Below are 14,360 nucleotides of genomic sequence, written 5' to 3'. Positions count from 1 at the left end.
ATATCTCGTAGAAACTTAATATCGAATCATCACCGATTTTAATTCGGTGTAATCTTCAATAAATGCATCTGAAAACTCTCTGCCAATTCCTGAAGCTTTAACGCCACCAAATGGAACTGATGGATCTAAGAACGTATGCATATTGACCCACAAGGTTCCTGCTTCAATTTTAGGAATTAAACGGAAAGCTTTAGATAAGTCATTTGTCCAAATACTTGCGGTTAAACCAAAACGAGACTGATTCATAAGTTGAATAAGTTCTTCATCAGTGTCGAACGGCATTACACCGACTATCGGACCAAAGGTTTCTTCTGAAAATAAAGGATCGTCCGTATTTTTGAAGGAAATTAAAGTCGGCTGTACAAAATATCCTGTCTGATCTAGAGCCTCACCACCGGCAATAATCTGGTTGTTGGCTTTAGCCATATCTAAATAATGTTTCACTTTATTAAAATGTGGCTGATTAGAGAGTGGACCAAACATATTTCCCTCATCCATAGCCGATCCAATTTTGAAACTAGAAAGTGCTTTCGAGAGTTTCTCGACCAGTTCATCATATTTTGCACGGTGTACAAAAAAACGCTCTGGGGATGCGCAAACTTGACCTTGATGTACAAAAGTTGCTTGCAACAAAGTCGGTAAAATCTCATCAATATTTGCATCGGCCAAAACAGCTATGGCATTTTTACCACCCAGCTCCAGACTTACACGGGTTAAATCACTGCTCATTGCAAGTTTACCAATCGCAATGCCTGTTGGTACTGAACCTGTAAACGAGACTTTCTTAACGAGCGGCGACTCAATTAAATATTGTCCTGTATCGCCCTTACCCGTAACCACATTAATCACACCTGCCGGAATACCTGCCTCGATGGCAAGTTCGGCTAAACGCAATAAAGATAAGCTGGCAAACTCACTTGGTTTAAGCACAATGGTACAGCCAGTTGTTAAAGCTGAACCGATTTTCCATACACCAATCATGAGTGAAAAATTCCAAGGCACAATACCTGCAACTACCCCCACTGGTTGTCTTAAAGTAAAGGCTGTATATTTTTCACCTTGCATAGAAGGAATAGACGGTTGCATGGTTTGACCATTAATTTTGGTTGCCCACCCTGCAAAATACCTTAAGAAAATAACGGATTGTGCGACTTCAAGATGACGGGAAATATTAATAAGTTTTCCAGTAGACAACGATTCGAGCTGTGCAAGTTCTTCACCATATTGCTCGATTAAATCGGCTAGCTTGTTCAGTTTAACACCACGTTCATACGGCGTAGTTTCAGCCCAAGCATTTTGAAAAGCATGTTCAGCACTTTTCACCGCATTTTCGACATCTTGTTGACTACCAATACTAATTTGAGCAACAACTTGTTCAGTCGATGGATTCACAATATCCACTTTATCTAAAAGCTCGGCAGCAACTAACTTTCCATCAATAAAATGTCCATGTTGACGTGCCATAAATTGTTGCACGCTTTGTAAAATCTGAACTTCACTCATTTTTATTTCTCTCAATTCATTTAAAAGGATTTATTAATAGATGTATTGCAAAATTAACTGCATATAGACATTGGTTTTGTCATCGTAGTTTTGAGTACCGCCACTATAGATATCGTGTTTTGGTTTATAGAGTCCCACTAAAGGAATAACATTGAATTTTTTATTAACCGACCAGACCGAAAAAACATCCAGCTCATGTCCGTCTACATTAGTTAAAGACTTATTTACTGTTTTGAACTTATAGGCCAAAGCACCCAACATAAAATTTTCTTTCAAGTTCATCATGTAAGAGACTTGATGAATATCTGCATTTTTATTGAATGGGCCTGCATAGTTTCCGGCGACTTCGCCCTGAAACCATGTGCCAAAGCCGACTGTATTTCCATAAAACATAGGGTCGTATTGGTCTGAAAAATGGCTAAAACGGTAGCCTAATGAGGGTGTATATTTTGAAGATAAGAAGTTATAGTTCAGCGCTAAGTAGCCAGCATTTTCGTGGCCATCTTTTTTATCTTGAACCACAAACTCAGTTTTAACTTGCAGCTCTGGCAAAGGTTGATAATTCAAACGTAAAGCATAATTTTTTAGATCTTCGCGTCCTGAAACGTGTTCAGCATCTTCAAGGTCTAATACATTTAAGTAAGTGAACCCAACGCCCTTATCTTTAAGCTGATACATCAGATCAGTCACAAACAGTTCAGGTGAAAATTGTGCTTTGTTATTTGATTTTAAATAAGCCAACTTTAGGGTTGTATTCTCTTGCGGTTTGTATTGAAGCAAACTTGTAAAATCAAAGCTTCGACGAGCTGCTAAATAATATGCCCCGCCCCGATCTAATGTGCCATCCGCAGGTGTTTTACCGAGGTTTAACGCATCACCTGCAATGAAAAACCCATCACCAATCATGATATTTTGTCGACCGATACTTAAGTCATAAGTCGTCAACTCATCTTTATTTGTGCCATCTTTAAAACCAATGATCCATTCATTCACATCCGTTTTACGTTCTTTACCATTACTATTTTGGCCTGCGTCACCATCACCAAATGTTGCCGAGCTAATGCCACTTAAGCTTGCATAGAGCTGATTGTTTTTAAAGGTATATTGTCCTTTAGCACCATATTTAAGGTGGCCTTCTTGCCAATTGATTCTTTCATCATCTAGGTTTTCGCCGTTATAGCTTTTACCGCTACTAAAAGCCCCAAAAGTTGCTTCAAAAGTCGGTTTAATTTCAAGCTCACCAGCATGCACAGTTGAAAAAAATGAGACAAAGAGAGTCCCTCTCATAACCTGAGAAAATAAATTTTTCATTGAGAAATTCCTTTTTTTGCGAACGACTTACCCATGCTCAGCTATGGGTAACTAACTAGTTACCCATTCTGGCTTATTCACATTTTTAGTGATGGTCGTGCTGTGTGTTTTGCTCTTCTTCACCCAAGTTTAAAGTCGGGGTGTTGTCAAAGAAGTTCCAAGGTTTGATGAGTGTATTCACCCATTCTGTTGGCATGATTGGCCACTCTTCAGCACGTGCCACATGGGTTGTACCTGTTGTCATCCAAACCACGAGGTCTTTATTTTCAATATTTTCATTGTTGCCAATGAATTGTCCTAACCCTGTGTCATGAGTCGAACGGTTTGAATATTTCCCTTCAGGATAGCGTTCATCTGGATTGTATTGAGTCACCCAAATTTGCTTATCCATAAAGTTCAAACGTTTAAATAACCATTCATCTTTAGAAAAATTGGCTCCTTTTGCCACAGGGTGTGTTCCACCTGCAAATGGAATTAATTGGTAAGAAACTGGATTACCTAATTTATTTTCCTTGTTGAAATTCGTGAGTAAGCGAATCGTAGATGGGTCAAATTTTTCAGCCGCATTTTGCTCATTCGTAATGACTTTACTATCAATTTGCATTGAGCTTGTACGAACACCGCCTTTGTCATTGGCTTTCACCACTGGGTCCATATGCATAAAGCTGTTGTTTTCCCCATCTACATCCATGTCTAAGCGGAAGTTATAGATGTGCTGATGCGTTGTACCCACAATATTATGGTCAATTAAAGTTCCATATTTGGTGTCTTCTTTGGCAGTACTGTCATGCATGGTGCGTGCTTTAACACCTTTAACAGCTTCAATACCCGTTGCACCCGCATTAATTCCAATTACACCATTTTGGGAAAATACCCAGTCAAACATGTAATCGTAGTTTCCAACTGTACTAATCCAGCGCACGACAAGTTCACGGCGTGCTTCACTGGCATCCTGATTGCCAAAAATTTCGTGATGTTTATATTCAGGTCCTGCATAACGTTCAAACACAGCAATGGCATTTGGAATCACTTGTGGCTGGCCTTTATAGTCTGCAATCACGGCATCAAGTAAAACAGCGTTGTCGGGTGCATCTGTTCCCGGAAGAATAGATGAGGTAAGTGTTCCCATACCATATTCGCCAGAGTCTAAATAAGATTTGAAGTACCAACCGATATCAGGGTCACCATATGGAACCACCATTCCACCCAAGTTACCTTCATACATGACTTTACGCTTTACACCTTTATCTTTATAGGTCACCGTTGAAAGCTGTAAGCCAACACGAGAATCTAACGCTACATGCAAACACCAGTTGCCCCAATGTATGGTTTGACCTGTAATGCTAAAGTTTTTGCCCTCAGGTTCAGTAATATTGAGTGGTTTTAGCTTACTTGCTACGGGCTTATTCGACATATAAGGTCGATTTGCCATTGGCACAGGAATGATCGCACCTTCTTCAATCTTGATAATTTTTTCTTTATCTAAATCGACTACAGCAACTAAATTTTCAATTGGATGCGCCCAATAATTACCATCGCCTACATCGAGGTAAGCGACGACTTTTAATATATTGAGTTGTTTATCCAGACCATCTTTACCGCCAAAATATCCAACAGTTAGCGGTGTAGCAATCACTTTCTTCACATCGGTAATACCGCGTTTCCGTAAAGCTTCCTGATATTCTTTACTCGTTTCAATTACACGTTGTACAGCTTCAAAATTATCGAGCAACACCATTCCATGAGTGTCTTTAAGTACATTCCATTTTGTGACTTGTTGAGTGTTAAGATTAACTTCACCTTCAATCGCTTGACTCCCCTTTAACAAAATAAATGAGGCAATACGATCTTCTTTAAATTCTTTGTGATTAATAAAGTAATCCCAAACTTTTGCTTTTTCAGGCTCTTTAAGCTTTAACTCGGCAAAACGCATATTTTTATAGGCATATTTCGAGCGGTTAATCACATCAAATGTCTTTTTAATTTCATCGGAATTTAAGCTATTGAGTGGATGAAACGTATTTTCAATTTTAAAGGTTTGATCTAACCCAGACTGGAAAACTTCATTAAAAAAATCTTTTCCAATAACTGGTTTACCATCTTTGACTAATAAAGGGACACTGAGTTTAAAAGGTTTGCCATTTATCAAAACCTGATCTGAATTGGGTTTGGCCCGAACCACCATAGAGCCTTTGGTGATCATATAAGTATTAGTAAAATCGTCTTTGACAACTTTAGCACCTTGCTCACTCATATTTTGATAAAGTGAGACCATTTCGGCCTTTCCACCATGAGCAAACGCTTGAGTATTGAGTCCCCAAAAGCTTGCAGCGATTGATAAGTTAAGTGCCAGTATTTTTTGTATATCATTCAATAATCGTTGTTTACGCATTGGTTTCATCCTTTTCATCTATCCCTGAACTATCTGAATCAGACAGTTAAAATGCACTTTCCTGTGAGTGAAATTAATTAGATTAACTTAATAGTTTTATGCTTATTAAGCTTATCTAGCCTGCTCTAATGAATTTAATTTCAACACAGTTACATAGGGCTAGCTTGTTCAAGAATGACGTCGAACTTGTCTAAAAATGACATTGAGAGATGAAAGTTTTAAACCGAGATACCCTCTCTAAATTCTTTAGGAGAAATACCATAAGTCTTTTTAAAGATCTTTGAGAAATGCGCCCCATCCCAAAAACCCCACTTCAAGGCAATTTGGGTAATTGAGCTTTGTTTATTTCTTTTATCAAGCAAATCTGCTTTGACTTTTTCTAGGCGTTTGAGCTGTATATATTTGTTAATCGATAATTTTTCTTGAAGAAATAAACGGTAGAGATGACGTAGCGACACCCCAATGTGCTCTGCAATTAATTTAGGTGTTAAATCGGGTTTTGCTAAGTTTTCTATAATATAGCGCTCGGCTTTTTCCATTAGATTATTTGAGCTATTTATATTTTTATAATTAATTGTGGGTTTGATTAAGGCAATCAGCGCATCTTCAAAAGCATTGCCATCTTCGGTTGCATACCAAAGTTTGATATTTTCAGCAGACATATTTTTCAAAATATTCTTGAGTAAAAAACCACTCATATTTTGCGTAATGAGCTTTCCAAAATATTCAGTACTAATATTTTCTTTCAGTAATTTTTCACGCGACAGGTGCACTGAAATCTGACTTACCAAACCTTGCGGATACATCGAAATGGTTTCGACTGGATCGACCAACACAATATCGCCTTCATTTAGGCTTAAAGTTTCATTTTTATACTCGAGCAGCATTTTTCCCGAATACTGCAAAATCAAAAAGCAAAAACGATTATTCACTCGATCGATTTCATCGGCTTTTCGGACAATTTTATTTGCATTGTTTTTGATAAAAGCTATTTCGGTATCACCCAATAAAAAGCACTGAACTTCACCAATGAATAAATTACGGGTTCCGTCAAAATCGGTTTCAAAATTGCCGCACACACTTTTAATATGGTGCGTCCATGTGAGTAATGCATCGCTTACATATTGGTTCATCCCTTACCTCTCTATACACGTGCCACCGCTCAAGATTTTGCGTTTGTGGTGGTACACTGTCTTGGCTTTTTGCAATCTTGTTTTATTGATAAACAAATTGTGTGCCAAAAATTCCTTATCCTTGGAATTGTTTTGATGATAGTCAGCTAGATGTGAAGAAGCTGATAAATCAATTTAATTTATCAGCTTAAGGGGACTTATGCTACTCCTGCAAAATCTCTCAGCATGGTAATAAAAATATCCTTTTGCTCATCAGAATACTTTTTAAACACCTCATTTTGATGGCTATCGGCAATATCAAACAAATACTGCGCCGTTTGTTTACCTTTCTCGGTCAGTGCGTATAAATTATCGTGATCAACCAGCAATCCTTCAAATTTTAAAATTTCGGCCGACCTCTCAACCTCTTGCATTGGCATGGCAATATCTCGTGGTAAATCTTCTTTACTTGAAGCAGTACCACTTGCCAAAACCAGCAAGAGCCGTGATTCACTGGTACGGAAACCCGAAGCCATTTGCTTAGGAATATAGTCAGTCTGATAAGCTTTAAAAGCACGACTCATCAAGTAGCAGACATTATTATATAAATGTCCATAATGTGTTTGGTCTACACCGCTCTGTTCAGTTTGTTTAACTTGAAGGCTCGGATGCGGCATGACACAAGAATATGCGCCTTGATGGTAGACCAACGGGCTTCGGCCTTGGTCATGGAAACGAACCACTTTGCCAACAATAATCCAGTGGTCACCACCTTCAATCACTTGATAACGTTCGCACTCAAACACTACAGAACAATTTTCTAAAATGGGAGCGCTTCCTGCACCAAGTTGAAAATTGGTGTCTGCAAATTTATCAATATTGCGTCTCGAAAACTTATTAGACAGCTCAATTTGCGTGCCTGATAAAATATTGACTGCAAAATGTGTTGCTTCTTCAAATACTGAAAAACTTGACGATTTTTTATCAATGCTCCACAAAATAAGCGGTGGATCGAGTGACACCGAGTTAAAACTATTTGCGGTTACACCGACTTTCTCACCTTGTGCATTTTGTGCGGTAACAATGGTAACGCCTGTTGCAAAATTTCCTAATGCTCGTCGGAACTGTAATGGATCGACCGTAAACTCATCTATTTGTTGTAATACATTCATCATCTTTCTCCTAAACCTTCTCTTACATCCATATAAATCGCGAGAGCATTAGATATCTAAAACTAATCTCGGTGTTTTAGAGCGTGAACAGCACACCAATATTTGCTCATTGCTGGCCTTTTCTTCATCAGTAAAATAAACATCTCGATGATCGGGTTCGCCTTCAATTACATCGCACATACAGGTTCCGCATACGCCTTGCTCACAAGACATTTCAATCTCGATGCCTTCTTTAGCCAATGCCTGCAAAATGGTTTCACCTGCTTCAACCATAATGATTTTTCCACTACGCTCAGCCACCACCTCAAATGAATCTCCAGAAGTATCAGTTTCAACTTGGAAATATTCTTTGTGGATTTGCTGTTCAGGAAAATCGTGAGTCGTGGCAAGATTAATCACCCAGTCCATAAAACCGACTGGACCACAGGTGTAAATATGGCTTTCCGAGTCAATATCTTTAATGGCAGATTCAAAAAATGCTCGGTGGCTTGCACCTTCAGATTTAAAATGGAAGGTTGTATATTTTGCTAACTCGCCATTTTTAATTTCATCAACAAAAGCACAGTGTTCAGGGCTAGCACCACAGTAGTGAAGCTCAAATGATTCACCTTCGTGTGCAAGTTGATAAGCCATCGTGATTAACGGCGTAATCCCGATACCACCGCCAATCAATACACTGTGTTTGGCTTTTAAAAGTGGAAATAAATTTTTTGGCTCGCTCACCTGAATTTGCATACCATCTTTAATTTCATCAAAAGCCGAAACTGAGCCACCACGTGATTCAGGGTCACGTAAAATTCCAAGGCGAAACTTACCTTCGTCATTTGGATTTTGGCAAAGTGAATACTGGCGTACCATGCCATTTGGTAAGTGCACATCAATATGCGCACCCGCTTCAACCTTTGGTAATGTTGCAGAAGTTGCAGATTCAAATTCCATGACTGCAATATTTCCACCTTCCACATGGCGATTTTTAACGACAACATCATAAAGTGTAGTCATGATTTAACTCCCTTTTCATGGTTAAGCGATTGGCTTAACGCATGAATAAACCACCGTTAATATCCCATGTTGCACCAGTCACAAACCCCGCATTTGGACTCGCGAGCAACCCACAAGTTTCAGCAATAAAATGCATACTTCCTAAGGCTTTAACCGGAATATTCTGGATAAACTGTTCCATTTTTTCGTCTGACACCACGCTATGAACGATTGGTGATTCCATTGGACCCGGTGCAACCGCATTGACCGTCACCCCTTTTGCCGCAAACTCTTTGGCAAAAATTTTGGTTAACGTCACAATGGCACCTTTGGTTGCCGCATAGTGTGCACCCGTTGCAGTACCGCCATTTTGTCCTGCTAACGACGCCATATTAATGATGCGTCCATAACCCTTTTTAGCCATATATTGACCAATAATTTGGCAAGCTTGAAAAGTGCCGCGTTGGTTGACTTGGGTCACCCAATCAAAATCGGCTGCGGTAATTTCTAATACGGGCGTTGCTTTGGTGACGGTGGCATTGTTAATCAACACATCAAGTTTAGAAAATTTCTTTTCAATCCATTGCACTGCTGCATGAAAATCTGCTTCGACAGAAATATCTAATTTCAAGGGGAACATATTTTGTGCATATTGACTTTGTGCCTTAGCATTTTCGGCTTTTTCAAGCGTACTCGCTGACAAAATCACTTGATGGCCTTGGCTCGCAAAATATTCAGCAATCACATTACCGAGTCCAGAAGCAGCACCTGTCACTAAAACAACTTGTTTCATGTTACCGCTCCTAAAGAATGTAGCTAATACCAGCTAAGGTATCGGTTGAGTTAACCAAGTTAATGATTTTACGGTTAATCTTAAAACCTGTGGCCGCATCACGAGTCAAATGGTAAGTAATATCTGCTGTGTAATGCTTGAGGTTTTCTTTACGAAATTCACGTAAGTTTTGAGCACAGCGTAAAACGATTTCATCATCTTGGTCTTGAATGACTCGTACACGAGAAATGCTACGCACAGTATTTGCTTTAGGCGCTGTAGAAATCGCTTCACCATTTTCAAGACGCTGTACACGTAAAGTACGCATATGATTATCGTCATAGGCATAATTTAAGTTGTTTTCGTAGTCTGTGAGGTTCGGGTCAATTGGAATGATATAAACCCCTTTTTCATTCCATAAATTAAGCCATTCACGGTACTCACTGTGGTCTAACATATCTGCTTCAGCCCAGATGAAAGCAGTGACTTCATTTAATAATTGCAGATTCATATTCATTGCTCTCTCCTTAAGCTGTCATCATCTTTTTCCACTGCTGATATGCTGCACGCATACCTGTTTCAGCACTGACATCACTTTTTAATCCATCTTCAGTTTTAACTTCGCCCGGTAAACCGCGGTTGAGCATGATCCATAAATCATTACCGGCATTGGCACCATGTTGTACGCGTTCCCAAGCCTCAGAGTCATCTGGCGTACCAAAACCAAATGGGCCTTGGAAATGTTCATGCAAACGTAAGCGATATTGATTGGCAATTTGTGGACCACCATCCATCGTAATCACCGAATGATGAATTTCTGTTTCAGCAACTGAAATTGGCTGTAACACACGGAAGAACGCCATCGAGCATGCAATATTCGGGAATAAATTTAAGTTAAAGCCAGAACCACCGACTGCACGAACAATACGGCGTACTTCTAACTCTTCATGGCCTTCGTCACGCAAAGCTTGAGCCAAGTCTTCAAAGCGCTCTTGAATTGGTCGCTCCATAAGCTCTTCGTCTAGATCAACCAGTTCAGGAATCATCACCATAACACTGTGACCATTACCTAAGTCTTCAACAAAGCCCGGTTGGTTTTCGAAGTTAAAGAGTTCCTCGGTTTTTTCATCGACAGAACTTAAGAATGACTTATGTACCAACGGGAAGTGATATGCATCGGTGGTATTTTCAAGCTGGATTTTCCAGTTACCCGGGAAGCGGAAACGGTGTTCGCCCAACACTTTAATTGGATAACCCGCGCCTTGTTTCATAAACAGGTCAATCCATTTTTTTGCAGGTCCAAGGAACTCTTCAAGAGGCTGAATATCTTCTTTAAATGAAGCGAAGATCATGCCGTTATATTCTTCTACACGTAGACTCACCAACGGTAATTCTGACTTATCTAAACAATCGCCGTAACTTTCTGGAGATGGCACACCGCGTAAACTACCATCAAGTGCATAACTCCAACCGTGGTACGGACATACAAAACTATTGGTTTTTCCTTTTTTATGTTCACATACGGTTGCTGCACGGTGACGACAACGGTTTAAAAGTACATGGACTTTCTTTTTACGGTCACGCACTGCAACAACAGGCTGTTTACCAATGTTAATCGTTTTATAGCTTCCACCTTCTGGAATTTCGCTGGCATGTGCAACCCACACCCAAGTGCTATAAAAGATTTTTTCCATTTCTTCATCAAAAATGCGTTCATCTTTATAAAGAGAAGTATGGGCACGGTCACTTTGAACCAAAGCATCGTAATCAGTGCCAATGTTATGCGTCGGGATAATACTGTTCATATCAATAGTCCTTTTAAATATGTCCTGGGTCATTCCTGGGAAGGTACTGGCAATTCGGCTTCACTGTGCCAATGCGATACGGGACGACTGAAAATATTCTGTGTTTGGAAGTGTTTAATTTTCCATGTTCCATCTGCTTGCTTTTGAAACTTCACGTTGAGCTTTGCTGTATTCAGATGACTACGACCATCTTTAAACGTTGAAGTCTGCAACATCAGCCATGAAGCATTTGCATCATTTTGATTTACATGAATTTGTTCTGAATTCACAAAGTGTGCATTTATAACAAAGTGAGATTCTTTTTGGATATAGCTTTTAAACATGTCGTAAATCGACTGCCAAGAATCATAACGGCCAAAGGATTTGGCATATTTCTCGCCAATACCTTCCCAAATACAGTCCTGATCAAAAAGATTCATCAGCTCATCAAGATCTGTATTTGCATTAAGCTCATCACAGATTTCCATATAACGGTTCAGACAATTACGAATGGCGTTGTGCGCTTCTAACTGTTCTAGTCGCTCTAAGATTTCTGCAAAATTCACTTTGTCAGTCATTACGGTCGCCTTAACGTTGAATAATCAATTCACGCCCAACACGAGCTTCAACTTTGCAATATTTCCAAAGTTTGTATGGACCTTCACCCACCATAGTCGTTCTAAACAAGTTACAAGCCGCGTGTACGGTTTCAATATCCGGAACATCTGCAAGCAAGTAGGTTGTCCAAGGCCAACCTGCACTTGGGCCAACCATGCTTTGGTCATCATCAAGATTTCCAAAAACATGCACGCCCGGTAAATCATGAATGCCATTCCACATTTCACCAAACGCTGCCCAAACCGCTTTTGCTTCAGCTGGCTCTGCGTCAAAAAAGTTTTGGTTAATACCCATGCAGAACAAAACGCGTAATGATTTTTTAGCTTCCATTTCAATATCCTATTAAAAATTAAACTTATAAATAACCTGGGGTTGGTTTTAACCCGAAACTGATTGAGCCTGCATTTTGTAAAGTCGCATCGCCCATAAAGGCATGCTGAGTCACCACGTTGGTGTCATTCACAAAACGGCTAAATGGATTGTTGGTATAAATCGCTGTCATGCCCGCAAGCATTTGCATTTTTCGGGTGACTTTGGCGCAAACTCGCGCTGCATGGGTACATGCCAGACGCATATCGCTAATTTGTTCAGCAGTTGCTTCACGACCAGCAATAATTTCATTCCAGACAATATCCATGGTTTGATAAAACCAAGATTTTGCAGCCTGAAATTCTGCATCTGCCTGAGCAAACTCATATTGAGTCACTGGGCGGTTGGCAATTTCTGAACCGCCTGTAATGGATGCTTTACCCGGCGCCAGTTTTTCAAATTCTTCTAATGCGGCAGCTGCAACCCCAATACCCACCACGGTTAATACTTGAGTCGCTAAAGAAAGCGACGGATATTTAAAAAATGGTTCGCTTAGTTTTGAAGGTTCACCACGTACAAAGGTCCATTTCTTTTCGACTAATACGTCTTCAATGACTAAATCATGGCTTCCCGTACCTTTTAGGCCAACGGTGTCCCAAGTCATTTCGATTTTAGCTTTTTTTGCAGGCATCACTGCCATGCGAGGTAAGCCTTGCATTTCATTATTTTTAAGCGGTGAAATTCCTACACCAACAATGTCAGCTCCCATACAGCCACTTGAGAATTTCCAACGTCCACGAACCACTACACCTTCATCAGTAATTTCAGCTGGTTGTGGTGGGAAAATACCTCCAGCAAATACAACATCTGGCCCGTTTTGATACAACTCTTTAAGCGTTTCTTCCGGCAAACTTCCTAAATAGGCAGGGCTCATACCGAAACTTGCCACCCAACCGACTGAACCATCAGCTTTAGATAAAGTTTCGATTAACTCGCAAAACTGCCGTGGAGACCATTCTTCACCGCCAAAACGTTTAGGCACCAAGGCACGATAAACACCAATCTGTTTAAGTTTTTCGATAATGTCTTGGCTCACATACGCCTGATTATCAAATTCACCTGTACAGGCACGCTCACGAATTTCTTGACACAAAGCGTCTAAGTCAACTGCTTTGTCTTGAGAAGCAAACTCCATTTTAGACAACTTATTCATCATCTAACTCCTTGTAATTTATTGCATTGCATCAACACAAAATTTAGCTATAGCGCATAATTGCTCATCTTTTTGATGCTTTGATACGATCTGTAAGCCCACTGGTAAACCTTCACTGGTTTCAAGTGGCACTGAAATGGCTGGATGTCCAGATAAATTAAATGGTCGAACTAAACCTGTAAGATTCAAAAATGCAACTGTGTTTTCAGCTTCAGAAACTTTCGGTGGAATTTGCGGAAGTGTCGGTAGAACCAATGCATCATATTTTTCTAATAGTGCATCGAGCTCTTGAGTGAGCTGCGCTTTCACAACTTCAGCTTGCTTTACTTGCTCTAAAGTGGTGTGTGCCGCTTTTAATAAACGACCATTTACATCAGAACCAATTAAGCCCGTTTGAGTTAATTCGCCAAAAGCTTGCCAATTTTCATAATTAATAATCTGCATGCCTGCATCATAAGCAGCTTCAAAATGTTCAACTTTTTCTGAAGTGGTCTGTAAATTGGCTTTTTGAAGTGCTTGATGAATACAGTTCCAAACAACTTCATCTGCGCTTACATCTAAAACAGCAATTTTTGGTGCACTAGTAAATTCAGTAGGTTTGAAAGTTGGATCAATAATTTGCATGGCCTTTTCAATCATCTCGACTGAATTTGCAAAAGGACCAACGCAATCTAAAGAACTTGACGGCGGATATACACCTTTTCTGCTCACGCGACCAAAAGTCGGTTTTAAACCAAAAACTCCGCAGCACGCAGCAGGCATACGAATAGAGCCACCCGTGTCTGTGCCTAGAGTAAAGTCAGCTTGTTTAGAAGCAACTGCCGCAGCCGAACCACTTGAAGATCCGCCTGGGATAAGTTCAGGATATTTAGGATTGATGGGTGTACCAAAAGCGTGATTAATGCCTGTAATACCAAAAGCCAATTCGTGCAAATTTGTTTTCGCAATAATTTCACAATCTGCTTTTAGAATATTTTTAACTACTTCAGCATCATCTTGAGCAGGTTCAGCATTTAATAAAGCTCGACTGCCAGCAATGGTTTTTAGACCTTGAATATCAATTGTGTCTTTCACCATGACCTTGAGCTTGCCACTTCCTTTGTGCACGCTTTGGCTAACAATATTCATTCACTTTTCCATGTATTTTTATTGATTAATTAAAATATCGGAAAATTTAATGGAATTGTCAAGTA

13 protein-coding genes are annotated in these 14,360 nt (G+C 39.8%); all 13 read right to left on the bottom strand.

Annotated elements, in window-relative coordinates:
• Positions 1–15: 15 nt before the first annotated feature.
• Positions 16–1,503, bottom strand: a complete 1,488-nt coding sequence (locus tag KIP84_RS08130) for an NAD-dependent phenylacetaldehyde dehydrogenase (RefSeq protein WP_213689692.1) — start codon at positions 1,501–1,503, stop codon at positions 16–18.
• A gap of 33 nt (positions 1,504–1,536) precedes the next feature.
• The gene (locus tag KIP84_RS08125; protein ID WP_213689828.1) at positions 1,537–2,754 is read right to left on the bottom strand and encodes a hypothetical protein; all 1,218 of its coding nucleotides are present in this window, start codon (positions 2,752–2,754) and stop codon (positions 1,537–1,539) included.
• Positions 2,755–2,899: 145 nt separating this feature from the next.
• Positions 2,900–5,215, bottom strand: coding sequence for a primary-amine oxidase (gene tynA / locus KIP84_RS08120; RefSeq protein ID WP_213689691.1), 2,316 nt, complete (start codon positions 5,213–5,215; stop codon positions 2,900–2,902).
• A gap of 209 nt (positions 5,216–5,424) precedes the next feature.
• A complete protein-coding gene (gene feaR / locus KIP84_RS08115) occupies positions 5,425–6,339 on the bottom strand; it encodes a transcriptional regulator FeaR (RefSeq protein ID WP_005305971.1) in 915 nt (304 codons plus the stop codon).
• Between the two features lie 197 nt (positions 6,340–6,536).
• On the bottom strand, positions 6,537–7,493 hold the full coding sequence (locus KIP84_RS08110; protein ID WP_213689690.1) for a p-hydroxyphenylacetate 3-hydroxylase reductase component: 957 nt from the start codon (positions 7,491–7,493) through the stop codon (positions 6,537–6,539).
• Between the two features lie 45 nt (positions 7,494–7,538).
• A complete protein-coding gene (locus tag KIP84_RS08105) occupies positions 7,539–8,492 on the bottom strand; it encodes a PDR/VanB family oxidoreductase (RefSeq protein ID WP_144734473.1) in 954 nt (317 codons plus the stop codon).
• Positions 8,493–8,526: 34 nt separating this feature from the next.
• The gene (locus KIP84_RS08100) at positions 8,527–9,264 is read right to left on the bottom strand and encodes an SDR family oxidoreductase (protein ID WP_213689689.1); all 738 of its coding nucleotides are present in this window, start codon (positions 9,262–9,264) and stop codon (positions 8,527–8,529) included.
• A gap of 10 nt (positions 9,265–9,274) precedes the next feature.
• Positions 9,275–9,760 carry an aromatic-ring-hydroxylating dioxygenase subunit beta gene (locus KIP84_RS08095; protein ID WP_002120925.1) on the bottom strand — a complete coding sequence of 162 codons (486 nt, stop codon included), beginning with the start codon at positions 9,758–9,760 and terminating at the stop codon, positions 9,275–9,277.
• Between the two features lie 10 nt (positions 9,761–9,770).
• Positions 9,771–11,048 carry an aromatic ring-hydroxylating dioxygenase subunit alpha gene (locus KIP84_RS08090; protein ID WP_005046772.1) on the bottom strand — a complete coding sequence of 426 codons (1,278 nt, stop codon included), beginning with the start codon at positions 11,046–11,048 and terminating at the stop codon, positions 9,771–9,773.
• Positions 11,049–11,077: 29 nt separating this feature from the next.
• The gene (locus KIP84_RS08085; RefSeq protein ID WP_213689688.1) at positions 11,078–11,605 is read right to left on the bottom strand and encodes a nuclear transport factor 2 family protein; all 528 of its coding nucleotides are present in this window, start codon (positions 11,603–11,605) and stop codon (positions 11,078–11,080) included.
• A gap of 10 nt (positions 11,606–11,615) precedes the next feature.
• Positions 11,616–11,975, bottom strand: coding sequence for a hypothetical protein (locus tag KIP84_RS08080; protein WP_044100129.1), 360 nt, complete (start codon positions 11,973–11,975; stop codon positions 11,616–11,618).
• Between the two features lie 25 nt (positions 11,976–12,000).
• The gene (locus KIP84_RS08075; protein ID WP_213689827.1) at positions 12,001–13,149 is read right to left on the bottom strand and encodes an acyl-CoA dehydrogenase family protein; all 1,149 of its coding nucleotides are present in this window, start codon (positions 13,147–13,149) and stop codon (positions 12,001–12,003) included.
• A 36-nt stretch (positions 13,150–13,185) separates the two neighbouring features.
• A complete protein-coding gene (locus tag KIP84_RS08070) occupies positions 13,186–14,295 on the bottom strand; it encodes an amidase (protein WP_213689687.1) in 1,110 nt (369 codons plus the stop codon).
• Positions 14,296–14,360: the final 65 nt, after the last annotated feature.

Origin of the sequence: Acinetobacter sp. BHS4 (genome assembly GCF_018454425.1) — a bacterium.
Lineage (GTDB): Bacteria > Pseudomonadota > Gammaproteobacteria > Pseudomonadales > Moraxellaceae > Acinetobacter > Acinetobacter pittii.
This window is presented reverse-complemented; position numbering and strand designations above follow the sequence as displayed.